General features: G+C 71.0%; 17 protein-coding genes and 1 pseudogene. 6 read left to right on the top strand and 12 right to left on the bottom strand.

What is annotated here, in order from left to right; translation table 11 throughout:
* Nucleotides 1–76: 76 nt before the first annotated feature.
* From ABD333_RS15950 to ABD333_RS15960, 3 genes are all read right to left on the bottom strand, one after another.
* Nucleotides 77–2,053 carry an nSTAND1 domain-containing NTPase gene (locus ABD333_RS15950; protein ID WP_344541668.1) on the bottom strand — a complete coding sequence of 659 codons (1,977 nt, stop codon included), beginning with the start codon at nt 2,051–2,053 and terminating at the stop codon, nt 77–79.
* Nucleotides 2,050–2,943, bottom strand: coding sequence for an SIR2 family NAD-dependent protein deacylase (locus tag ABD333_RS15955; protein ID WP_344541670.1), 894 nt, complete (start codon nt 2,941–2,943; stop codon nt 2,050–2,052). The genes ABD333_RS15950 and ABD333_RS15955 overlap by 4 nt, the downstream gene beginning before the upstream one ends.
* Nucleotides 2,944–3,098: 155 nt before the next feature.
* Entirely contained in the window at nt 3,099–3,290 is a 192-nt protein-coding gene (locus ABD333_RS15960; RefSeq protein ID WP_344541672.1) for a hypothetical protein, read from the bottom strand.
* Nucleotides 3,291–3,532: 242 nt separating this feature from the next.
* On the opposite strand from ABD333_RS15960, the gene fxsT reads away from it, so the two are divergent.
* Nucleotides 3,533–6,073 (top strand): FxSxx-COOH system tetratricopeptide repeat protein, encoded by a 2,541-nt coding sequence (fxsT, locus tag ABD333_RS15965; protein WP_344541673.1) that lies wholly within the window; start codon nt 3,533–3,535, stop codon nt 6,071–6,073.
* Here the strand turns inward: fxsT and ABD333_RS15970 are convergent.
* The 4 genes from ABD333_RS15970 to ABD333_RS15985 form a co-directional block, all read right to left on the bottom strand.
* Entirely contained in the window at nt 6,035–7,441 is a 1,407-nt protein-coding gene (locus ABD333_RS15970; protein WP_344541674.1) for an HEXXH motif domain-containing protein, read from the bottom strand. The genes fxsT and ABD333_RS15970 overlap by 39 nt on opposite strands.
* The gene (locus ABD333_RS15975; RefSeq protein WP_344541675.1) at nt 7,438–8,652 is read right to left on the bottom strand and encodes an FxsB family cyclophane-forming radical SAM/SPASM peptide maturase; all 1,215 of its coding nucleotides are present in this window, start codon (nt 8,650–8,652) and stop codon (nt 7,438–7,440) included. Before ABD333_RS15975 ends, ABD333_RS15970 begins: the two co-directional genes overlap by 4 nt.
* A 260-nt stretch (nt 8,653–8,912) precedes the next feature.
* Nucleotides 8,913–9,518, bottom strand: coding sequence for a response regulator transcription factor (locus ABD333_RS15980; RefSeq protein WP_344541677.1), 606 nt, complete (start codon nt 9,516–9,518; stop codon nt 8,913–8,915).
* A 50-nt stretch (nt 9,519–9,568) separates the two neighbouring features.
* Nucleotides 9,569–10,162, bottom strand: coding sequence for an SH3 domain-containing protein (locus ABD333_RS15985; RefSeq protein ID WP_344541679.1), 594 nt, complete (start codon nt 10,160–10,162; stop codon nt 9,569–9,571).
* 153 nt (nt 10,163–10,315) lie between these two features.
* Between ABD333_RS15985 and ABD333_RS15990 the strand changes: the two genes are divergently transcribed.
* The 3 genes from ABD333_RS15990 to ABD333_RS16000 all read left to right on the top strand — a co-directional run bounded on the left by ABD333_RS15990 (nt 10,316) and on the right by ABD333_RS16000 (nt 14,834).
* On the top strand, nt 10,316–10,618 hold the full coding sequence (locus ABD333_RS15990) for a hypothetical protein (protein ID WP_344541681.1): 303 nt from the start codon (nt 10,316–10,318) through the stop codon (nt 10,616–10,618).
* A 111-nt stretch (nt 10,619–10,729) separates the two neighbouring features.
* A complete protein-coding gene (locus ABD333_RS15995; protein WP_344541683.1) occupies nt 10,730–12,391 on the top strand; it encodes a serine/threonine protein kinase in 1,662 nt (553 codons plus the stop codon).
* Nucleotides 12,392–12,479: 88 nt separating this feature from the next.
* On the top strand, nt 12,480–14,834 hold the full coding sequence (locus tag ABD333_RS16000; RefSeq protein ID WP_344541685.1) for a molybdopterin-dependent oxidoreductase: 2,355 nt from the start codon (nt 12,480–12,482) through the stop codon (nt 14,832–14,834).
* Here the strand turns inward: ABD333_RS16000 and ABD333_RS16005 are convergent.
* The 3 genes from ABD333_RS16005 to ABD333_RS16015 all read right to left on the bottom strand — a co-directional run bounded on the left by ABD333_RS16005 (nt 14,808) and on the right by ABD333_RS16015 (nt 17,092).
* Nucleotides 14,808–15,353: a winged helix-turn-helix transcriptional regulator gene (locus tag ABD333_RS16005; RefSeq protein WP_344541687.1), complete on the bottom strand. Its 546-nt coding sequence runs from the start codon at nt 15,351–15,353 to the stop codon at nt 14,808–14,810. The two genes, ABD333_RS16000 and ABD333_RS16005, sit on opposite strands and share 27 nt — an antisense overlap.
* 40 nt (nt 15,354–15,393) lie before the next feature.
* Nucleotides 15,394–16,575 carry a L,D-transpeptidase gene (locus ABD333_RS16010; RefSeq protein ID WP_344541689.1) on the bottom strand — a complete coding sequence of 394 codons (1,182 nt, stop codon included), beginning with the start codon at nt 16,573–16,575 and terminating at the stop codon, nt 15,394–15,396.
* Between the two features lie 118 nt (nt 16,576–16,693).
* Nucleotides 16,694–17,092, bottom strand: a complete 399-nt coding sequence (locus ABD333_RS16015; RefSeq protein ID WP_344541691.1) for a YchJ family protein — start codon at nt 17,090–17,092, stop codon at nt 16,694–16,696.
* A gap of 601 nt (nt 17,093–17,693) precedes the next feature.
* Between ABD333_RS16015 and ABD333_RS16020 the strand changes: the two are divergent.
* Nucleotides 17,694–18,038, top strand: a pseudogene (locus ABD333_RS16020) (DUF418 domain-containing protein); the annotation flags it as partial.
* 22 nt (nt 18,039–18,060) lie between these two features.
* Here the strand turns inward: ABD333_RS16020 and ABD333_RS16025 are convergent.
* A complete protein-coding gene (locus ABD333_RS16025; protein WP_344541693.1) occupies nt 18,061–18,975 on the bottom strand; it encodes a phosphotransferase enzyme family protein in 915 nt (304 codons plus the stop codon).
* A gap of 42 nt (nt 18,976–19,017) precedes the next feature.
* Nucleotides 19,018–20,334: an FAD-binding oxidoreductase gene (locus tag ABD333_RS16030; RefSeq protein WP_344541695.1), complete on the bottom strand. Its 1,317-nt coding sequence runs from the start codon at nt 20,332–20,334 to the stop codon at nt 19,018–19,020.
* A 180-nt stretch (nt 20,335–20,514) separates the two neighbouring features.
* Between ABD333_RS16030 and ABD333_RS16035 the strand changes: the two genes are divergently transcribed.
* Entirely contained in the window at nt 20,515–23,847 is a 3,333-nt protein-coding gene (locus ABD333_RS16035) for an ATP-binding protein (RefSeq protein WP_344541697.1), read from the top strand.
* Nucleotides 23,848–24,006: the final 159 nt, after the last annotated feature.

Raw genomic sequence — 24,006 nt, forward strand, 5'->3', positions numbered from 1 at the left:
TTCAAGAGGCACAGTTAGTAGGAGTCTTAACCGTTACCCGCCTTGGCGCCCTGACGCGGAGGTCGGTGCGATGCCCTCAGCGGCCCTCGTCCGACGGGTCCAGGACCTGGGACGCCAGGGCCACCGCCTTGGGGCGCAGGTGCGGGGGGACCTCCGGGGCGGCGGCCGACAACGCCAGCCCGGCGAGCCGGGCCGCGGACGTGTCCTGCCCGCTGAGGGCGTGCACCATCGCCACCCGCAGCAGCACCGGCCCGTCGTCCTCGGCGTTGGCCAGCGCGTCCTCGGCCTCCTGCTCGGCGGCTTCGAGCTTGCCGGACATGGCCAGCGCGAGGGCGCGCGCCGCCAGCGTCGTCGCGCCCTGGTGCCGCCGGACGCGTCCCAGGTCGGAAAGCGCCTCCACCGACGAGCCCTCGTCGGCGAGGATCTCGCCGCGGGCGCGCAGGGCGTCGACGTTCTCGCCGTCGATGGCCAGCGCCTCGTTGAGCACGATGACCGCCGCCCGGGGCTGCCCGGCGTGCCAGAGCGCCCTGGCGAGCAGGGTGCGGACGTGGAGCGTGGTGGGGATCCGGGTGACGGCGGCCTGCAGCTCCGCCACGGCCGTCTCGTGCCGTCCGCTGCGCATGGACAGCTCGCCCGCCCCGGCGAGGGCGTTGCCGACGGACGCGGTGTCGCCGAGCACCTCGAAGAGGCTCGCGGCCGTCCGGTACCGGGCCTGCGCCGCGCCGATGTCCTGCCGACGCACCGCGATGTCGCCGAGCAGGCGTTCGGCCTGAGCCCGGATGCGCAGGTCGTCGCCCGCGGCGGCCAGGGCCAGCTCGGCCTGGCGCTGGGCCAGCGAGACATCGGCCTCGTGCAGCGCCAGCCGCGCGTCCTGGAGGTGCTCACCGGGGTCGGCCTGCCGGATCGGCTCGATCAGGCGGTCGTGCTGCAGCTCGTACCAGCGGGAGCCGGAACGCTGCTCGGCGCGCAGGATGTGGCGGTCTTCGAGGGCGTGCACGACCGCGTTGGGCATCCCGGCGGTCTGGGTGAGGCCTTCGTAGGCGGTGCCCCGTGTGCCGAGCTCGGTGATGAACGTGTGGCGCAACCACGCGCGGATGCGTGAGGCCGGCAGGTCGTGCTCGGCCGCCACCGCCGACAGCGCGCGCCCGCAGAACCGGGCGAGGAACCGGTCGACGTCGGCGTGCTCGCGGACATGAATTGAGGTGATCTTGCTGACGCTGGACGGGAGCGACGCCCAGAGCGCCGCGCAGACCACCTGGAGCTGCACCGGCTCGACGGTGTCGACAAGGACGGTCGAGCGGGTACCGTCGGCCGCCGTCAGCCTGATGGTGCGCAGATCTTCGACCAGGGTCTCGGCCGCGCCCGCGGCGAAGCGCCGGTGGGTGCCCTCCAGCGGGCGCCGGGCGGCCTCCAGCGCCGCCGCGGACTCGAACGGCCTGAGCTGGAACCGCGCCCGGGCTCCCTGGGCGAGCATGTTCTCGTAGGGAAGGACGGCGGCGAGATAGTCCTCGCGCAGCGACAGCAGGAGGCGCAGGCCGGTGCCGGAACGTTCGCCCAGCAGCTCGGCCAGCTCCGTGAGGAACTCGTCGCGCTCCTCGGTCAGCCGCGGGAAGTCGCTGAAGAGCTCCTCCGCCTGGTCGATGGAGATCAGGGTGGGCAGCGGGTCACCGTAGCGGTCGACGCGCTCCGGGCGCCCGCGTACGAAGTCGCGCAGGCTGCCGGCGGCCGGCTCCTCCTCGGGCGACCACGAGGCCAGCAGGGCGGCGACGAACGGGTTGCCCGTCGTCCCGGCGGGCCGTGGAGCGACCCGCCCGACGGGCCAGATGTCGGCGTTCCTGGTGGAGACACGCGGGATGACCCCGGCCTGGAGCAGCGAGGTCTTGCCCACGCCGGACGCCCCGTACAGAACGGTCAGCCGGTTCGCCTGCCAGAGCGCCGCGACGTCCCTGGTCTCCCGGGCACGCCCGAAGAACAGCCCGCGGTCCTCGGCGGCGAAGGCACGGAGGCCGACGTAGGGGCTGGCCGGCGGCGCCGAGCCCGCGCGCGCCGTCATGCCGTCTTCCCCATGCGTGACCGCAACTCGGCGCAGAATTCGGCGGCGCTGCCCCAGAAGATGGAGATGTTCCATTCCGCGAAATAGCTGGTCATGAAGTTTTTCGCACGTTCTGCCGCGCCGGCCGAGGCGCCATTGGTGGGAGGCGGCAACTGCACGCTCACGTTGCGTCGCCGGTGAATGCCGGGAATGTCACGCAGCAGGCCGTAGAAAAGCACGAGAAAGGTGAGGTCCCGCAGGCTGTAGCCGATGAAGAGCAGTGGCCGGCTGGTCAGTGCGGTAAGGACGGGACCGGGGACGAGACGGCGGTCGTCGTTGTTCTTCGCCGCGGCGACGTTGACCAGGAATTCGAGATAGTCGCGCTCGGTGAGGACCAGGGAATGCGGCTTGGACCAGCTGCCGTGGAGATGGTAGACCAGCGGCCGGTCGGGGTCGTCGTCGAGCTCGTTGACGGCGTCGAAGAGTTCGCTGTCGTAAACCCCGTGGTCAGACCAGGGGCAGAGCGCCACGCGGGGTTGTTTGCCCGCTTCCTCAAGCGCCTTGGCCAGATAGTCGTCGTAGTTGGTGGTGATGAAGACCGGCAGCGGAAAGCCCGCGAGCAGGGCATGCGGCTCGATCGGTGAGGAGAAGTCCGGCGGGGCCGCCGATTCGAGCTCGCGGCAGATGAGTTGCTTGACATAAACGGCGTCACCATGGGTGAACGCCGCGTACTGCATCACCCGGGCGAGATCGAAGGTGTCGGTGAAGGGGTAGTCACAGCTCGCGGCCCAGGTCGTGCTGAGGTCGGCACCGCTCGGCAACGTGCCGTGACATGCTCCGGCGCCGAGGAATGGCGTGCAGTCCCCGTTCGACAGCTGATCGATGAGCCGTTGCCAGTCCCCGTCTTCCACGGAACCACCTTGGTGATCGTAGGCAGGCCCTGTCGCCGCAATCCAACCGCCGGTAATAATGGTACGTCAAGATCTGCCCCCGTATCAGAAGTTCGAAGGCAGTGCGGGTGAAGTGCGGTGGTTTGTCGGACGTGAGTTGCCGCTGTGATTCCGACCTACGCGGGTGAACTGATTTCGGCTGGCCGAATTACCGCGCTAAACCCGGCCACCGGTGCCGTGTCGTCGGTGGTGAGGAGCCGTTGCAATGCCTTCGCGAGGCTGGATCCCTCAATGGAGTCCAGATCCCGCAGCGAGAGTCCGCTGACGTCGATCAGTTCGGTCTCGTAGCTGTTCGCTTCCCCGGCCATGCGGACCCCTTGGATCATCAAGCGACAATGTCTCCGTATCATGCCATGGCGGTACAGCGAACGTGGCAGCTACCCCTTACAGCGAACGTGGCGGGTTTCCCTTACGGCGAACGTGGCGGGTACCCCTTCGGGAGCCGGAACGGAAGAGTAGTGACAATGACGTCCGGCGATACATGAACTTTCGCCCTGCCGCGTCTAACATGAAGGCCCGACCGGCCAACGACTCCGCCCCGGAGGCGTCCATGACCGTTTCGCAGCCCTCCGAGGTTCCTCCCGTTCCGGGGCGTTTCCCCGAGATCTGGGGCAAGGTCCCGCAGCAGAACAAGAACTTCACCGGTCGCGACGAACTGCTGGGACAGTTGCACGGCGGCGCCCCGGCCGACGTGACGGCCGTGGTGCCGCACACCCCGCACGCCCTGCACGGGCTCGGCGGAGTCGGCAAGACACAGGTGGCGATCGAATACGCCTACCGCTTCCGGTCGGAGTACGACCTGGTCTGGTGGATCCCCGCCGACCGCCCCGAGCTGGTGCGTTCGTCCCTCGCCGGCCTGGCGTCCCATCTGGGCCTGCCCCCGGCGACGGCGACCGGCATCGACGACGCCGCCGAGGCGGTCCTGGACGCGCTGCGCCGGGGACAGCCCTACAAACGCTGGCTGCTGATCTTCGACAACGCCGACCAGCCCGAAGAGATCAACGAGATCGTGCCGCGCGGCCCGGGCCATGTGCTGATCACCTCCCGTAACCAGCGCTGGGACAGCGTCGTCGACACCATCTCGATCGACGTCTTCACCCGGACCGAGAGCGTCGCGTTCCTCAACAAGCGGGTGCCCCGGGCCGTCAACGCGGACGAGGCCGACCGGCTCGCCGAGCAGCTCGGCGACCTGCCGCTGGCGCTCGAACAGGCCGGCGCGCTGCTGTCGGAGACGGGCATGTCCGTCGAGGAGTACCTGCGCCAGCTTTCGCAGCACGCCCAGACGCTGCTGGCCGAGGGCAAGCCGACCGAATATCCGCAGTCGATGACGGCGGTCTGGGCGCTGTCGGTGTCGCAGCTGTCCGCCAAGCTGCCCGAGGCGGTCGACGTGCTGCGCTGCTGCGCCTTCTTCGGACCGGAGCCCATCCCGCGCGACGTCTTCGCACCGATTCCGCCCGACTTCGGCGAGTCGGCGCTGAGCGGCCTGCTCGACAATCCCATCCTGCTCAGCCGCGCGATCCGGGAGCTCGGGCGGTTCGCGCTCGCGAAGGTCGAGTCGCGCAGCCGGACGATCCAGGTGCACCGGCTGATCCAGGCACTGATCCGGGCCGAGCTCAACGACGACGAGACCCGGCGCGTCCGGCAGGAGGTCCACTACCTGCTGGCCGGGGCCACGCCCGGCAACCCGGACGACACCGCCGCCTGGCCGCGCTACCAGAGCCTGGTCGGGCACATCCGGCCGACGCTCATCGCCCAGAGCGACCGGCCCGCGGTGCGCACCGCGGCACTCAACGTGCTCCGCTATCTCTACAGCTCCGGCGACTTCGAGGCGGGCCGGACGTTCGCCGACGAGTTCATCGAGGCCTGGGCCGAGCTGTCGGGACCCGAGCACCCGGACGTCCTGGTCGCCCGGCGCCACCTGGGCGCCCTGCTGCGCGAGCTGAGCGAGCCCAACGCGGCGTTCGAGCTCAACCGCCGGACGCTGGAGGTCATGAACCGGGTGCTCAGCCCCGAGCACGAGGAGACCCTGCGCCTGACCAACAGCCATGGCGCCGACATCAGAGCCGCCGGTGACTTCCGTGGCGCGCTCGAACACGACAAGGAGTCCCGGCGCAGGCACGAGGAGGCCTTCGGCGCCAACGACCGGCGGACCCTGCGCACCATCAACAACCTCGCCATCGACTACGCGCTGATCAGCGACTACCGGACGGCGCGCGAACTCCACGAGGCGGCGTACCGGCAGAGCGTCTCGGGCGTGGGCGTCAGCGTCCAGGACACGGTCAACTGGCTCAACGGCCTCGCCCGTGCCGTGCGCCTGATCGGCGAATACAACGAGGCCGTCGACCTCGGTGAGGACGCCTTCGGGCTGAGCGTGCAGGAGCTGGGCGTCGACCACCACTGGACGCTGCGGACCGCCAAGGACCTGTCGATCGCCCAGCGGCGCAACGGGCTCGCCGACGAAGGGTACGAGCTCGCGAGGGAGACGTTCGAGCGGGAGGAACGCATTCTCGGGTTCGAGCACCAGGACACGCTGGCCGCGGCCATGAGCCTGGCCAACGCGATGCGCGCCCGCGACGAGATCGACGACGCCCTCGCCCTCGCCCACCGGACGATGGACCGGTATCCGTACATTTACGGCCCCGACCACCCGTTCAACCAGGGCTGCACGATCAACCTGGCCCTCCTGTTCCGCGCGCACGGAGACTTCGCCGAGGCCAGGACGCACGACGAGGCCGCTTTGGCCGCGCTGAAGGAATCGGTCGGCTGGGCGCACCACTTCACGCTGACCTGTGCCGTCAACCTGGCGAGCGATCTGGCCGAGACGGGCGACCCCGAGGCCGCCCGGCGGCTCGGGCAACGCGCGTTCGACCAGCTCCAAGCGCTCCTCGGCGAAAGGAACCCGCTCACCATCGCCTGCGCGGCCAACCTGTCGATCGACATGGAGACCTGTGGCGAGCAGGAAGAGGCCGAACGGCTCCGCCGCTACGCGTTCGAGCTCTACGCGCAGGTGCTCGGGCCCGAGCACCCCGACACGGTGGTGGCCACCCAGAGATCACGGCTCGACTTCGACTTCGACCCTCCGCCCCTCTGACCCGTGCTGCCAGCGTGCGCGGTGCTCCGCGGCGGCCTGCCGCGCCGCCGCCTCCGCCTCCGGCCGCACGTCGTCCGCCTGCCACGATCGCATCTCACCCGCCATCCCGGCGAGAAAGTCCTGGCCCGCGGGGGTCAGCCGGCCGCTGCCGACGATGGTGCCGATGCCGAGCGCGGTCGCGTCCCGCCAGTGCACATACTCGGTCTCGGCGAACATCGCCGCCGCGTCCGCCCGCTCGTGGTGGCGTTGCCGGCGCCAAAACCTGGCGACGCTGAGATGCGCGTACGCCCCCTGGAGCAAGCCGCTCAGAGGCCGGGGATCGTCGCGCCACGGTGCGTAATACCGTGACCCGTCCTCCGGCAGCAGGAGCGGCATCGCGTCGAGCAGGGCCGAGAGTTTCCCGTGCTGTGTCTCGTGCGCGAGCGTCACGGCCACCGCGCACGCGTCCAGCGGGGCCGACAGGGCCACGCAACCGAAGGTCTCGCGTGACGTGGCGCTGGTGTGGCCCTGCTCTGGTGACTTGAGCGGGGTCAGCGCTCGTACGATCGCCGCCACCTCGACCGCGGCATCGTGATGATGACGGGTGAGCAGGTCCCATGCCGCGTCCATGGTCCGCTGCCACCGCGCCACCTCGGCGGAGGACAGCCGGGGGGCGACGTTCCCCGCCCCGGGCATGCGATGCGGGTCGACGTCCTCGATGAGAACGCGCAGTGACACGTCGCCGGCCGTACAGGTCAGCGTGCGCAGGGGTTGCCAACCGGGCGGGCCGCCCGCGGCGTCCGGGGCGACCGCGTCCGTCTCGGCGGGCAGCCGCAGGATCACGTCCCCGGCGGTCACCTCGATCTCGCCATGCCGGGTCCGGCCGCCGTGGGCGCCGCTCGTCCGGGCGGCGGCCGTCCGGATCCGGGCGAGGCTTCCGGCCGGCAGACCGGTGACCCGTCCGATCGAGGGCAGCATGAGGGTGCCGTCGAGGACCGGCAGCTCCACGGTGGCGGCGATCCCGGCACGGCTCGCGGCGGCCGCCGCCAGCCCGGCCAGCTGACCGGGCGCCACGGTGACACCGGCCGCCCGCTCGGTCATCGCCTGGATGGTACGGCGTGACCAGGCGGCGACGGGCGGGTGTTTCATGACTTCGTCAACGGCCTCCGGTGCGCGGTCCTGCAGTTCCGTGAGCAATTCATAGGCCTGCCGTGCCAGCCGTGCCTCTGGATGTCCGAGCGCCGTCGCGGTGTCGCGCACGCCTTTGACCAGCAACACATGTTTGCTGTATTGCATACCGGCGAGAAAGCGCGCTGCGCGCGGGCCGCCCGCGCCGGCGGCGAGGTCCTGGAAGATCGGCGCCGGCACAATGTATTCGGAGAGATTCAAGGCCTGCTCTCCCGAAGCCGGTGGACATCCTTCGCCACGGTCCGCCGAATATGCTTGATAAGCCGGGAGAGGTCGCGGCAGTAAATCGACGGGTTCGCAAATCCGTGGCCGGCCCGATAGCGATGGGTGTAGAGCCCGCCCCCGCAGACCCGGTTTTCGGGGCATGAGCCACAAATGGCGGAAAGAGCTCGTTCCCCGATCTGCCGGGCGACTATCGGCGGCAGGGAAAGGGCGGCGTCGAACGAATCCCGTGACACGTGCAGGCCCGTGACCGGGGCTCCGTCATAGGCGGATTTGAGGGTGTCGGACTGCTCGATGCCGCCGTCGGTCTCGACGGTGATGACGCCGACCGGGGACAGCCCGATGTGCTCCTGGGCCGAGGCGCCCCCCAGCAGCAACTGGATGATCTCACCGAACAGGCGCACCTCGGCGCGCTGGCGCGGCCCGGCGTACCAGTGGTCGAACACCGTGATCAGCCAGTCCGCGTACGGGGTGGCGCTCGTGACCCCGGCCGGGCGCGGGGGCGGCGCCGACCAGTTGCCGTGCGGGAGCAGGAAATCGATGGCGGGCGGGTCGAAGGCGACCAGCGCGCGGTAGGTCTCCAGGGGATCATTTTCAAGATCGATTGTGCACAGCAGCCCGCCGAACAAACGCCGAAAGCGGCCTGTGCTGAGGAGCCCGAGGGCCTGCGCGACGGCGGCGTAACTGCCCTGCCCATTGGGACGGCGCCGGTGCCGGTCGTGTGCGTGCGCGGCACCGTCCAAACTGACCCCGATGGTGACGTCCAGTTCGTCGAAGAGTTCGAGGAACTCCGTGTCGAGGAGGGTGGCGTTCGTTTGCGCGCTGATGTGCACGCGGGTGCCGGGGCCGACCGCCGATCGCACGGTCGTGATGATGTCGCGCAAGGCGTCCCGTCCGGCGAGCAGAGGCTCGCCGCCGTGCAGAACGACCATGATCTCGTCGAGCCCGTGCGCGCGCACATGATCGGCAATCCGGGACGCGGTGTCGGCGATGACGATGTCGGACATGCGACGGGGTTGCGACCGCCAACTCTGGTCAGCCATTTCGTACATATAACAATAAGTGCAGGCCAGATCGCAGCGGCTTTGTATTTTTAGTACGAATTGTCGAAAGGGCGTCGGCCGCCAGCCGTCGGCTAGAAGTGCGGACACGTCGAGTGTCGCGGGCCATTCTGTGGGAATCGTCTGCATTAGCTTTCCTCATGGCCGACAGGAAACGCGGCCCCGGGTGATCAGCATATTGGATATGTCGTGACGCCGGGGGGCTTTGTTACGTGATTTCTCGCAGTTCCGGTGTGGCCTGGTGCTGACCTGCGCGAGTCCGATTCACATCCCCCGTGGTCTTAGATCTGAGCCCGGCTCCGCGCGGTTCGGCCCATGGGGCGTCCTGTACCGGTCAGATCCAGCCCGCTTCGCGCACCAGATCAGATCCAGCCCGCTTCGCGCACAGCTCAGATCCAGCCCGCTTCGCGTGCTATGCGAACCGCGTCGGTGCGGTTGCGGGCCTGGAGCTTGGTGACGGCGGCGGTCAGATAGTTGCGAACGGTGCCGGCCGTGAGATGGAGGCGTTCGGCGATCTCGGGTGCCTCGGCGCCTTCCGCGGCCAGCCGCAGCACGTCGGTCTCGCGCGGGGTGAGCGGGTTGTCGGTGACGTCCCAGGCGGTGAGGGCGAGGCTCGGGTCGAGGACGCGGCGCCCGCCCGCGACGGCGCGGATCGCGGTCACGAGCTCGTCCGGGGGAGCGGTCTTGAGGAGGAAGCCGCTCACGTGGGCACTCAGCGCCCTTCGGAGATGGCCGGGCTTGCCGTGGCCGGTCAGGATGAGCACGCGGCAGGAGGGCAGCTCGTCGTGAAGCAGCGCTGCCGCCGTCAGCCCGTCCAGGCCCGGCATGTCGACGTCGAGGACGGCCACGTCCGGCCGGTACGAGCGGGCGGCCGTGACGACCTTGTCACCCGCGTCCACCTGCGCCACCACGGTCAGGTCCGGCTCAAGGTCGAGCAGCGCGGCGAGGGCGCCGCGCACGACGTGGTGGTCGTCGGCGAGCAGCACGTTGATCACGGCCCATGTCTATCAAGCCGCGCGTCATGCGGCGAGGCCGAAGCCGGGAGTCAGCGTGTGCGCTTCTCCTTAGGCGGGTCCTCCGGCGCGTCGGCGGCGGGCGGCCCGGCGTGGGCGGGTGCCGTCAGCGTCGCGTTCATCAGGACGATGTACCGGGTGGAAGCCCAGACGAGCTCGCCGCTGGAGAGCAGGAGCTGCGCCCACTTCCGCTTGGTGTTGCCCGTGCCCGGAACGATGACGCCGTGCTTCAGGAAACCCTTCTGCCTGAAGTTGGTGCCCGGGCCGGAGCGGAAGTTGGCTCCCGGCTGCGCCTGCACCTTGTAGACGGTGCCGGTGGCCCTGGTCAGGTGGACCGACTTGATCCAGGCGGAGCCGCCGGTCGAGAGGAAGACCTCCGTCCAGCCCTTGGAGTTGCGCCCGGACGCGGCCAGCAGCATGCCCGCCTTGTGCACGCCGGTCACGCCATACGTACTGCCGGGACCGCTGTGGGTTCGCACCGCCTGGGTGGTGACGCGGTAGACGCCGGGCTTGCGCGCCAGGGGCTCCGGAGCGGCGAGGGCGGACGCCGGGATCGCCGCTCCGGAGCCGCCGCTGACGAGTCCCGTGGCGATCGCCACGGCGATGAATCGCTTCGTCGAACGCATCCTGAGACCCAACCAGCACCCGATGGCGGCGGCCCGCACCGCCGGTCGCGCATGCCCCCCGTTTGCGTGCTCGTAGTCATCCAGGATGAAGCCCGTGGCCAGGGCTTTGCTCACCGCCGGGTAAGAGAACGCCGGTGGCGACAAGGAAGGGCCATGATGCGGAAGGCACTGGGGGTGGGGCGCGCCGCGACCTGGGTGCTGGCGGGGCTCTTCAGTGCCGGGACCGTCGGCCTGCTGCTCAGGTTCACGCTCCGGGTCCAGCCGAACGGGGCGGCGGGGGCGTGGTCGGCGTTCGCCGCCGCCATGGTGGTCATCGGGGTCGTTCACTGGCTGGTGGCTCTCGCGATCGGCAGGTTCGGGCGCGGGGCGCTCGCACCGGCGATGGCGGTCACCGCCGGGATCTTCTGCGCCGCGTCATGGAACGCCTTCGGTGAACTGGCCGCGCGCGGCCCCTGACCTGCCCGGTCGTACCGCAGCAAGATCAGCGAACGAGGGACACGGCGCGCAAAGGTGCACTAGTGTGACGAACCTCCCCTGATCGTCGTGCCGTCGCAGGAGCCGCTCCCCATGCCCGAAGCCGATCCGCTGCGCCCGGACGACCCCCGGCAGGTCGGGCCCTACCGGCTCACCGAGCGGCTCGGGATGGGCGGCCAGGGCGTGGTCTACCTCGGTTCGACGGCCGAGGGCGCGCCGGTGGCGGTCAAGCTGCTCCGCGAGGAGCTCGCCGCCGATCCGCGCGTGCGCGAGCGCTTCATGAAGGAGATCGCCGCGGCGCGCCGGGTCGATCCGTTCTGCATCGCGCAGGTCCTCGACGCCTCGCTCGACGGCCCGCGCCCGTACATCGTCACCGAGTACGTCGAGGGGCCGTCGCTGCAGCAGGCGGGGGCGCGGGAGAACGCGGCCGCCGTCCAGCGGCTCGCCGTCGCCACCGCGACCGCGCTCGCGGCGATCCACGGCGCGGGCATCGTGCACCGCGACTTCAAGCCGTCCAACGTCCTGCTCGGCCCGGACGGCCCGCGCGTCATCGACTTCGGCATCGCCCGCGACAGTGCCGCGCCGCTCACGGTGACCAGCGGCATCATCGGCACGCCCGCCTACATGGCGCCCGAGCAGTTCGCCGGGAAATCCGTGGGTCCCGCGGCGGACGTCTTCGCGTGGGGAGCGGTCGTCGCGTACGCCGCCACGGGCAGGCCGCCGTTCGGCGCCGACAGCCTCCCGGCCATCATGCACCGCGTTCTGCAGGGTGAGCCGAACCTCGGCGACCTGGCCGAGCCGCTGCGGTCCCTGGTCGTCGCCTGCCTGGCCAAGGACCCCGCGCAGCGGCCCACGATGCAGGACGTGGTGTTGCGCCTGCTCAGCGCCCATTCAGCGGGCACTGGTCCGCAGCCGCCCGTCATCGCTCCGCAGGCGCCCGTCATTGCTCCACAGGCGCCGGTCACCGTGGTGGAATCACTGGCCACGCAGCCGCCACAGGGCGCGTCCACCATGCCGCCGCTCCCAGTGCCGGTGGGTCCGACGGCGCCAGGTGTCCGGCAGGGCACCCAGCGTTCGTCAGGGCAAGGCAAGGCGGTCCTCGTTCTGGCCGTGGCCGCCGCTGTCGTACTGGCGGCGGTCGTCGTCACAACAGGAGTCATCTTCTGGCCAGGGCAATCGGACGCCTCCAAATCCGACAAGGGCAACGGCTCCGGCTTGGAAGGCGGTGTGGCGGGCCCCCAGCACGGGAGCAGCACAGCACCCAATGCGGGGAACGCCGGTAACAAGGCCAAGGGCAAGCCTTCGGGCACTCCCAGCTCTCCGGGGGCGAGCCGCAAACCGCGCGCGGGCACGAAGCCGAAGCCGGGCTCCAGCGGAGATCCGCGCGATCAGGACCCGAACGATCCCGGCCCCGATCCCGACCCACCGCCGTCAGGCGGCGGCGGAGGGGGCGGAGGCGGTGGCGGGGGAGGCGGCGGCGACAGCCTTGGGATGATCTCGCTGTCCGGTGGCTGCAGTGGCGGCCGGTACGGCTACCAGTACCAGATCAGGGAACCGTCGGGCCGTCCCACCGCCTTCTCGTACACGATCTACCACGACGGTTCGTGGAACCAGAAGGGCGGTCACGCCAAGGGCACCGAGCCAGAGGTCGGCTCGGCCTCCGGGTACTTCCCCTCGAAGTCCACGATGGTCGTCAGCATCTCGGTCACCGGTGGCGTGAGCGCCCAGGAGAGCATCACGATCCGGCGCTGCTGACGCGCCACCGGTGACCGGCCACGCGCCTGGGACCGGTCGCGGCCCGGAGTGGGTTTCGCTAATGAACTGACTCGGTTAGAGTGCGGCCATGACGATGACCGAGCATCGGACCGGACCCGCGGGAGAATGGCGGCCCAGCGCCTGCATCCTGTGCGAGTGCAACTGCGGCATCGAGATCCTCGTGGGCCCCGGCGGCAGGTCGTTCGACAAGATCCGCGGCGACAAGGCGCATCCCGCCTCGCACGGCTACACCTGCAACAAGGCGCTGCGCCTCGATCACTACCAGAACGGCCGGTCCGGCCGGATCACGCGGCCGCTGCGCCGCCGCGCCGACGGCACGTTCGAGGAGATCGACTGGGACACGGCGATCGCCGAGGTGGCGGCGCGGTTCACCGAGATCGAGGCCGCCCACGGCGGTAAGACGATCTTCTATTACGGCGGCGGCGGCCAGGGCAACCATCTGGGCGGCGCGTACGCGCCCGCGACGATGCGCGCGTTCGGCATGCGCTACCGCTCCAGCCCGCTCGCGCAGGAGAAGACCGGCGAGTTCTGGGTGAACGCGCGGATGCTCGGCCTGCCCAACCGCGCCGACGTCGAACACTGCGAGGTCGCGCTGTTCGTCGGCAAGAACCCCTACCAGTCGCACGGCTTCCCGCGCGCCCGGTCGGTGCTCAAGGAGATCGCCAAGGACTCCGGCCGATCGATGATCGTGATCGATCCGGTGCGTACCGAGACCGCCGAACTGGCCGACTTCCACCTCCAGGTGCGGCCCGGCACCGACCTCTACCTGCTGACGGCGCTGGCGGCGGTCGTGGTGCAGGAGGGGCTCGTCGCCGCGGACTGGCTCGCCGAGCACGCCGACGGCGTGGCGGAGGTGACGGCCGTGCTGGACGAGGTGCCCGTGGCCCGCTACTGCGAGGTCGCCGACGTGGACGAGGGGCTCGTCCGGGCCGCCGCGCGCAGGCTCGCGGGCGCGTCGTCGGTGGCGGTCCTGGAAGACCTCGGCGTGCAGATGAACCGCGACTCCACGCTCGTCAGCTACGTCGAGAAACTGATCTGGCTGCTGACCGGCAACCTCGGCAAGGAGGGGGCGCAGTACGTCTTCTCCAGCATGGCGCCGATCGGCCGCGACCGCGGTCATCCCGCGAACGAGGGTCCGCGCAGCCCGGTGGCCGGAGCGAAGATCATCGGCGGTCTGGTGCCGTGCAACGTGATCGCCGAGGAGATCCTCACCGACCATCCGGACCGTTACCGCGCGATGCTCGTCGAGAGCGCCAACCCCGCGCACTCGCTCGCCGACTCGGCGCGCATGCGCGAGGCGCTCGCAGCCCTCGACCTCGTCGTCGTCATCGACGTGGCGATGACCGAGACCGCCCGCCTGGCCGACTACGTGCTGCCCGCGCCCACGCAGTACGAGAAGTACGAGGCGACGTTCTTCAACTTCGACTTCCCGCGCAACATCTTCCATCTGCGCCACCCGGTGGTGGACGCCCCCGAGGGCGTACTGCCGGAGCCGGAGATTCACGCGCGGCTGGTCGAGGCCGCGGGTGCCCTGGGCGAGGACGACTACGCCCCGCTGCGCGAGGCCGCGGCCAAGGGACGGCAGGCGTTCGCCGAGGCGTTCCTGGGAACGCTCGCCGAAAGGCCGGGCCTCATGAGGCTGGCGTCCGTGCTGCTGTACCGGACGCTCGGGCCGACGCTGCCGAACGGCGCCGCGTCCGCCGCCGCGCTGTGGGCACTGGCGCACAAATGCGCGCAGGACAATCCCGCCGGGGTGAAGCGCGCCGGATACGGCGAGGGCCTGGACGCGGGCGAACGGCTCTTCGACGCCATCGTGACGAACCCGCACGGTGTGGTCATCACCGACGACGAGCAGGACGAGACCTGGCGGCGTCTCGGCGGCCGGCGGATCCAGCTGCACGTTCCCGAACTCCTCTCCGAGGTCGCCGGGCTCGCCGCGCGCCCGCTCCCGGGGCCGGACGCAGGCTCGGACTGGCCGTTCGTCCTGTCGGCGGGCGAGCGCCGCGCGTTCACCGCCAACACCATCATCCGCGACCCCACCTGGCGCCGCCGCGATCCCGAGGGCACGCTGCGGATGAACGTGGTGGACGCGGAGCGGCTCGGCGTGGTCGCGGGCGACCGTGTCCGGCTGACGACGCGGCGCGGGAGCGCCGAGGTGATCGTGGAGCCGAACGACCGGATGCGTCCCGGTCACATCTCGCTGCCGAACGGCTTCGGCCTGTCGGTGCCAGGTCCGGACGGGGGCGACGGAGGCGGCGACGGCAGAGGCGGAGGCGGAGGTGACGGCGATGGTGCGCCGGTCGTCACCGGGGTCGCGCCGAACGAGCTGACCGCCGCCGAAGACAGGGACGAGTTCGCGGGCACGCCGTGGCACAAATACGTGCCCGCCCGTGTGTCACTCCTCTCGGACGTCCCCGCCTGAGCGCCCCGGACCGGAGCGGGAGTCCGCGGCGAAGCGGGGTAGCTCCTCGGCCGGCTCCCGCAGGCGTTCGGGGAACCCGGGCCCGAGCTCGGGCCTGACGTCGCCGTGCCTGAGCGGTTGGCGGCACTCCGAGCAGACGACCTCGGCGTGCGCGGTATGGCCGCAGGTCGTGTGACGGGTCAGGATGGGCGGACCGTCGTCCCCGGCCATCCACTTGTCGCCCCACCGCATCATCGCCATGAGCACGGGGAAGAAGTCGCGGCCCTTCTCGGTGAGGCGGTACTCGTGCCGGACGGGCCGCTCCTGGTAGGGCACCCGTTCGAGCATGCCCTCCTCAACGAGGCGGCCCAGGCGCTGCGTCAGGACGTTACGCCCGATCCCCAGGCTCTTGGCGAAGTCGTCGAAGCGGGTCACCCCATAGAACGCCTCGCGCAGGACCAGCGGGGTCCACCAGTCGCCGAGGACGTCCACGGTGCGGGCGACGGAGCAGGGCCAGCGGGAGAACGGCGTGCGCTTCACCCCGTTCATCCTAGTCAGTCGCTCTAGCGAACCGACTCGGTCAGTCGAGCTCGCTGCCCTGCTTCCACTTGCTCCACGGCATCTCCCAGAAGCCCCACCCGTTGTCCCACGCGAGATCGCGCCGCGTGCCGGTGACGACCACGACGTCGCCCGGCTGGACGGTGCGGTAGAACCACACCGCGTCCTTGGCGGGCTGGCGGACGCAACCGTGGCTGCAGTTGGCCTCGCCGAGGCAGTAGTACTCCCCGGCGGTCTGGTGGAGGTACTCGCCGCTGTTGGAGATCCGCACCGCGTAGTTGATCAGCAGGTCGTAGTAGCCCGGGTCGCCCTTCTTGCGGCCCGGAGAGATCATCCGCGTCGGGTTGTCCTTCTCCATCGCCAGGTGGACGCCGCTGGTGGTGGTGTATTCGAGCGTGCTGCCGTTGCCGCCGCTGACCGGGACCGTGCGCACCTTCTTGCCGTCGACCTTGACGGTCATCTTGTGCTTCTTGAGGTTGACGGTCGAGATTCGGGACGCCCCGATCTTGAACGTGCGGGTGAGGTCCTTCGTCCCGTACACCCCCTTCGACGCCCGGACGCCGGCCAGATGCGCGACGAGGGTGACCTTCTGGTGCGCGGGCCAGTAGGTCCTGGTGCGGTAGACGACCTGCTGGTCGCCGATCCACCGCCAGGCGCCCTCGACGGGCTTCTCGGCCTTGACCTCCAGCGCCTTCTCCACCTGGTCCTTATTGTGGACCTCGCGGTCGAAGTTCAGGATGATCGGCGTTCCGACGCCGTACTTCTTGCCCTGGTTGCCCTCCAGGATCCAGTCCAGCGAGGCCGTCACGGTCTCGTCCGGCTTGAGCGTCCTGAACTTGCTGCTCGCCTGGGCCGCGACGCCGTCGGCGTTCTTCGCGCTGGCCGACACCTCGTACGAGGCGCTCGGCGTGAGCGTCCACGTGGACTTCCACTCCGTGCGCGCGGCGTTGAACCGGCCCGGGACCTCCTTCGACCCCGACTTCACGCTGACGGTGTCGAGCTTGCCGCCCGCCGCCGTCACGGTGACGCCGCTGTCGGGCCGCGCCTTCTTGGTGTCGGACGCCGGGGTGATCGTCACCTTGGCCGGCGGCGCCTTGGCCGACCCGCCGCCCCCGCCGCCGGACCCGTCCGTACCGGACTGGCAGGCGGACACCGCGAGACCGGCGGCCAGCAGGAGTCCAAAGAACCGAGATCGCTTGCTCACAACCAACGTTCGCCATCCTGCTGACCGGCCCAGGGCATCGACCCGGGGGGATTCAAAATGAAAGAGCCTGCTCAGGTTTGATGGCAAGTTACCCGGTTTGGTTCGTGAGACTCCAGAATCAACGCACAATGGCCTTGAGGTAAACCCATACGCCGTCATGTCGGACGAACCGGCTCACTTCGTGCAGTTCGCCGGCCTGCCCGCCCTTGGCGGAGTACGAGGCGCGAAACTCCACCGTCCCCTTGGTGTGGAACGGCGTGCCCTCGGTCGTGTCGACGATGTCGAGGCGTTCCCACCGCAGTCCGGGTTCGAAGTCGATCGAGGGCGGCCGGGTCGCCGGATGCCAGCTCTCGATCAGGTACGCGGCGTCCTGGACGGCGAACGCGCTGAACCGCGAGCGCATGAGCTGTTCCGCCGTCGCGGCCCGTGCCTCCCCGCGATGCAGGCGCCCGCAGCACTCCCGGTAGGCGGCGGGGAGCCCGCACGGGCACGGAGCGGCGTCACGGCGTTTGGACATGCTTCTATTCTGGGTCAGGACGTCCCCGGACGAGCGGCGGGGGAGACGGATGGACGAGCTCCGCGACCGTGCTCCCGATCAGGGTCCCAGCCGTGCTCCCGGCCGGGTCCGTGAGATCGACGCTCTTCGCGGCCTGGCCCTCTGCGGCATCCTGCCGGTGAACATCGTCGCCATGACCGGCCTGCCCGTGCACGGCCCGCTGTACGAGACGGCGCTGCACCAGCGGTTCTTTCCGATCTTCGCGTTCCTCTTCGGGGTGGGCTTCGCGCTCTTCCTGCGTGCGGCGGCCGTCCGGACGAGCCATCCGAGGCTGGTGATGCTCGCCCGGCTCGGATTCCTGATCCCGATCGGCCTCGCCCACCAGATGGGGCAGCCCGGCGAGGTGCTGCTGCCGTACGCCATCGCCGGTGTCCTCGTGCTGTTGCCTGCCTCGTTCCTGCCGCGTTCTCTCGTGCTCGGAACGGGTGTCACCGCCACCGCCACCGCGCTGGCGTTCGCCGACGGCGGGATCGAGCTGATTCCCGGGCTCTTCCTGCTCGGGCTGGCCGCCGTCCGCTACGGCATTGCCGACGATCTCCAGCGGTGCCCCGCCGCCGTCTTCATGGTCAGCGCGGCTGTGGCCGTTCCGCTGAACGTCTGGCAGCTGGCAGCCGGGTCATCTCGGATCGCGGCCGTCGCGGGCGTGGTCACCGCGACGGCCTACGCGACGGGCCTGCTGCTGGTCCTGCGGACGCGCGCCGGGCGAGCGGTCAGCCACGTTCTGGAACCGCTCGGGCGAACGGCCCTGACCAACTACCTCACCGCGACCGTCATGATCCTCATCGCGGGCCGCGCCCTGCCGGTCGCGCCGCTCACGTTCGCGATCCTGCTGGTGCAGGTGACGGCGAGCCGGTGGTGGCTGGAGCGGTTCGCGTACGGACCGGCGGAGTGGGTGTGGCGGAGCCTCACCTGGTGGCGCCTCGGCCCGCTCACGAGGCGCGTGCGGACGGACGGAGATCGAAGAACATCTCCACACGCCGCCGGTAATACTCCACGTCGTCCTCGTCGTGCTCGGCGCCGCGCCGCCGGGCGAGCTCGAAGTAGGCGGCCTCGCGGCGCAGCCGATGCCGGATGAGCTGCGCCACCGTCACGTCGTCCATCGGCCCGGCCGTACCGCCGGCCCGGTGGTACTCGGCGACGAACTCCCGCCACTGCGCGGCCGCGCCCGAGTCCTCGTCCGACCACTCCAGCGCGGCCGACGCGACCTCCAGTTCGGGAGCGCCGACGATGGCCTCGTCCCAGTCGAGCACCGCCACCAGTTCCCCTCCGCGGGCGAGGGTGTTGCCCGTGTAGTAGTCGCCGTGCAGCGGATGGCGCGTGCGATTGCGGCGGTGGAAGCCCGCCAGCCAGCGGTCGAGCTCAGGGTCCGCGAGTTCCGGCACGTCCTGCGGCGCCTCACCGTAGAGCCCGGTCTCGACGAACGCGGCGACCGGGCGGGGCGGCGGCGCGTAGGAGGCGAGAGCCCGGTGAAGGCGGGCCAAGAGCCGCGCGCCCGCGAGCCGTACGGCGGGTTCGTCGGCGTCGGGCCACTCGCCTTCGACGTACGGCCAGAGCGAGAGCGGCCTGCCGTCCGCCCGTACGACCGTGGCGCCGTCCGCCGTACGGAGCGGAGCCACGGCCTCCGGCATGACCGACGCGGCATGGACGGCGATCGAGTGGCACCACTCCGCCTCGGCGGTATCGCGCCAAACCGGCCCGACCCGCACCACGACGTCAGCGATCCGGTACGCCGCGGACTCCTCGCCACCGAAAAGCCGTTCCGCCTCGCCGCCGAAGCCACGGCCCCATGCCTTCTCGATCGTGTCGCGCATGGACTCGGTCAGGGGCGTCTCGACGTAGGGCACTTGATCAACTTACCGGCGCCGCGCGGTCGTGGCCGGCGCGGGTCAGCCGTTGACCGGGAAGTTGCTCCGGAAGACGCCGAGCGGGTCACGGTCACGCTTGATCTCGCGGAGGCGGGACAGGGCGGCCGGGGAGAACGCGCTCGCGGCCTTCTCGCCCGCGGTCAGGAACGTGTACGGCTTGCGTCCGCTCGTGGCGGCCGTCAGCGCGGTCGCGATCTCGGCCTGCCGGCCGCGCGCGGCCGCGCCCCGTTCCGGGGTCGCGGCGATCCCGAGCATGTAGAGCAGGTACGGCTCGGTGATCCGGCCGCTGGCTCCCGCGTTCTCGTGCGGACGGGCCAGCGCGCCGCCCAGATGGCGGAGCTGGACGCTGAGCAGCGGGTCGATCGGCTCCTCCAGCAGGGTCGCCGCCACGTCGTCGGTCAGCTCGGTCAGCAGTTCGGCGCGGGAGCTTCCGGGAGACGGATCGGTCGGCTCGGCGGTGATCGAGCCGAGCTCGGCCACCGGCAGCACGCGGCGGCCGTCACTGAGAAGCCCTCCGATCTTGTCGAACGGGCCGAGCAGGCCGGCCGCGTCGGCGGCGTCGCCCAGGAAGGTGAAGTCCACGCCGGCCAGCGGGGGCGCGCCGGGGAACTGCAGCAGGTCGAACCAGACCGCGAGCTCGTCCGGCGCCGCCGCGGTCACCTCGCGGAAGGCCGCCAGCACCTCGGGGGCCTTCTCGCCGGGCCACGTCAGACGGCCGCCATACAGCCGCGGCGCCGGGAAGAGGTCGAACTCGATCGCGGTGACGATGGCGAAGTCCCCGCTGCCGCCGCGCAGCGCCCAGAACAGGTCGGGGTCGGAATCGGCGGTCACCCGCGCCCTGTCGCCGCCCGCGTCCACGATGTCGAACGCGCGGACGGCGTCGGCGGCGAAGCCGTGCCGGCGGCTGAACCAGCTGAGCCCGCCGCCCACCGTGTACCCCGTCACGCTCACCACGGGAGAGCTTCCGGCCAGCCCGGTCAGGCCGTGCGGGCTCGCGGCCTCCATCACCCGGCCCCATTTCACGCCGGCCCCCACCCGGGCGGTCCGCTCCGAAGGCCGGACGTCGAACTCGTCGAGGTGGCCGGTGCGCAGCAGGATCGTGCCCTCGACGTCGCCGGTGGCGCCGTGGCCGCTCGGCTGGGTCAGGACGGTCCGGCCGTTCAGCCGGGCGTGGCGGACGAGCGCGGCCACGTCGTCGGCGTCGGCGGCGTCCACGACGGCGTCCACGGGCTGGGCCACCGAAACGTTCCAGGGCCGGGTGGCCTGCTCGAAGCCCTCGTCGCCGGGTACCAGGACCCGGCCCTTGATCGTGCTGCGCAGCTCGGGTGCGACGTTCATGATTTTTCCCTCCGTGTCGATGGCCTCAGTCTCGGCCGGGCGGTCTGGGATCGAGCTGGGATCGGGCTGAGGTCCGAGCTGAGGTCCGAGCTGAGGTCCGGCTGAGGTCCGAGCTGAGCTCTGAGCTGCGGTCCGGGTCCATATGCTGTGGTTGTTCGATCAACGTGCATCGAGGTGGATATGTCAGCCGGCCTGTCGATCGGGCTCTTCGGCCCGTTGGAGGTCATCGACGGCTCGGGGACCCGCCTTGATCTCGGTACGCGCAAGCAGCGGGCCCTGGTGGCGATGCTCGCTCTGGAACCGGGCCGTGTGGTGTCGCTGGACCGGCTGGTCCAGGAGCTGTGGGCCGGGGAGCCGCCCGCCGGGGCCATCCGTACCCTCCAGGCCTACATCGCGCATCTGCGCAAGGTACTGGAGCCGGACCGCGCGCCCCGGACGCCACCCCGGACGCTGCTCACCCGCGAACCCGGTTACCTGCTGGCCGTCGCCCCAGGTCAGGTGGATCTCGAACGCTTCACCGCGTGGGCCGGGGAGGGGCGCCGGGCGCTGGCTCGGGGCGCGCACGCCGAGACGCTCCGGCTCCTGGACCGCGCCCTCGATCTCTGGCGCGGTGAGCCGCTGGGGGAGTTCGCCGACCAGGAGTTCGCCCAGCCGGTGATCACCAAGCTCACCGAGGTGCGGGCGGTCGCGCTGGAAGACCGACTGGAGGCCCGGCTCGCCCTCGGTGAGGCCGCGCCCGCCGTTCCGGAGCTCGAAGCCCTGGTCGAAGGACACCCCTATCGGGAACGCGCGTGGGCCCTGCTCGTCCTCGCCCTCTACCGCACGGGGCGCCAGGCCGACGCGCTGGCCGCGCTGCGCCGCGTCCGTACCCGGCTGGACGACGACCTCGGCTTGCAGCCGGGGCCGGAGCTGCGCCGGTTGGAGCAGGCCGTCTTCGACCAGTCGCCGGAGCTCGACGTCCCCGCCGTGCCGCGTCCGGCGATTCCGGAACGGTCCGCCGAGGAGCGGCCGGAGGAACGGAGAGCCGCGTCCGACGGGCTCATCGGCAGGGACGAGCAGCTTTCCCGGGCCGACGAACGGCTCGGCGACGTGCGGCGCGGACGCGGCGGGATGCTGTTGATCACGGGCGAGGCGGGGATCGGGAAGTCCAGGCTCGCCAGAGAGATCGCGGAGCAGGCGGTGGCCCGTGGGTTCCGGGTCGCCCGGGGCGGATGCGTGGACGGCACCGCTCCGGCGTTCTGGCCCTGGATCCAGGTGCTGCGCGACGCCGGCGCCGATCCCGCCCTGCTGTCGAACGAGGCGCCGAGGGAATCCGCCGACCCGGACGCGGCACTGTACGACCTGTACGAACGGGTCGTCGCGGCGCTGGCCGGGCGGCCCGGCGGCGAGGTGCCGCTGATGGTGGTCCTTGAGGATCTGCATTGGGCGGACGTGTCGTCGCTGCGCCTGCTCGCCTACGTGGCGGACGCGGTCGCCCGGCGGCCCGTGCTCATCGTGGCCACGCTGCGCGCGGAGCCCGGCGACCACCCGCAGGAGCTGCGCGCCGCCCTCGGCTCGCTGTCGCGGCTGGAGGGCACCGAGTACGTCGAGATGCCTCCGTTCGACGCCGCCGACGTGTCGGCCTACCTGCGGACGCGCCGGATCGCCGAGCAGCCGGGGCTCGTGGGCGTCCTGCTGGAACGGACCGGCGGCAACCCGTTCTACCTCGGTGAGGTGCTCCGGCTGCGCGAGAGCGAGCGCGGCCTGCCGGACGTGGTCCCGCAGGGCGCGCGCGAGGTGATCGAACGCAGGGTCGGCCAGCTCCCGGAGGAGACCCGGCGGATGTTGCGCGTCGCGGCGGTGGCCGGCGCCGAGGCCGACATCGATCTCCTTGAGGCGGTCACGGAGGCCACGGCCGAGGACGTGATGATGGCGCTCGAACCGGCGGTCGCGGCGGGCCTGCTCACCGAGCCCCCGGCCGGCTCGTTCGGGGACGCCGACTACCGGTTCAGCCATGGGCTGGTGCGCCAGGCCCTCTACTCGGGTCTGAGCCGGCTCGAACGTTCGCGGCTGCACCTGAAGGTCGGGGAGGCACTGGAGCCCGTCCTGCCCACGGCCGAATCGGCCACGCTGGCACGGCACTTCGGCCGGGCGGCGAAGGTCGGCGGCGCGGCCAAGGCGGTGGAGTACGCGTCGCGCGCCGCCCGCCACGCCACCGGGCAGCTCGCGTACACCGAAGCGATGGAGTTCTGGGAGCTGGCGCTGGCCTCGTTGCCCCCGGGCGCGGGTCCGGAACGGGCCCGGGTGCTGACCGAGCTTGGGAAGGCGCGCCGCGCGGTGGGCGACGCCGCGGGAGCCGGGCGGGAGCTGGACGAGGCGTTCGACCTGGCCCGGCACTGGGGCGACCAGGAGGCGCTGATCGGTGTCCTGACCGCGTTCAGCGCGCCGACGTTGTGGACGTGGCGGCCGTTCGGCGTGATCAGGCAGCCCGTCGTCGACGCGATCGAAGAGCTTCTGGCGCGTCCCCTGGACGACCGCGACCGCGCCGGGCTGCTCGGGGCGCTCGGCGTGGAGCTGTACTACGGCCCGCGCCGCGCCGAGGGCGAGGGCCACGCCGCCGAGGGCGTCGAGCTCGCCCGCAAGATCGGTGACCCGGCGCTGCGGGCGCAGACGCTCAACAATCTGATGCTCGCCGCGTTCGTCCCGGACGGCACCGCGACGATGCGCAGGGCGGCCGAGGAGATGGCGGCGCTGCCGGACGTTCCGCGGTCCACCGAGCTGATCGCGCGCATCTTCCTCATGTCGTGCCTGCTGCGGTCTGGTGACCTGGCCGGGTGGGACCGCGAGATGGCGCGATGCCACGCGTTGCTGGGCGACCGGCCGCGGCCCGAACTGGAGTCGATGGTGCGGATCGCCGAGACGGCGCGGGCCACGCTCGACGCACGGTGGGCGGACGCGCAGGCGCTGGTCGACGCCTACGTGACCCTGCGGTTCGGCTCGACGCCATGGGGTTCGCGGTTCCGGCCGCTGCTGGCCATCTACACGTGCAAGCGCGGCCAAGGCGCCGGACACGAGATGGCGGACGAGCTCGTGGCGGCCGCCGACGCGCCCGACCTGGTGCCGCTCCGGCCCGTCGCCGTCCTGGCCGCCGTCGAGGCGGGCCGCACCGGGCTCGCCCGCGAGCTGGTCGAACGCTGGGGCACCGAGGTCGCCGAGACCTGGATCGCCGACTTCCTGATCCCGGTCTGGGGCATGGTCGCCGCCCGCCTCGGCGTCCCCGACCCGCAGGCCCAGTACGACCGGCTGGCGCCGATGGCGGACGGGCTGATGATCGCCGGTATGGGTACCGCCGCCTGGGGATCGAACCGGCTGGTCCTCGCCGAGCTCGCCGCGAGCCTGGGCCGTACGGACCAGGCCATCGAGCACGCCGAGGCCGCCCTCGCCGCGCATCGGCGTCTCGGTCTCGCCCACTGGGAGCACCAGAGCGAGCAGCTCCTGAGAAGCCTGCGCACGGAGCACCGCGAACGCCCCTGAGCGGTCCGCCAGATTCAGTCGGCAGCCTGTCGTTGAATTTCAAGTATCTGTTTGTCTCTTGCGTTCTGTTGTTAACTTATCTAGCGTCTGTGACGCGTCTCACACATCTCCGGCATGACGGAGGTGTCCCACCCACCCCCCGCTTGCGGTCCGGACGCG

It is taken from the genome of Actinomadura fulvescens (assembly GCF_039533225.1).
Lineage (GTDB): Bacteria > Actinomycetota > Actinomycetes > Streptosporangiales > Streptosporangiaceae > Spirillospora > Spirillospora fulvescens.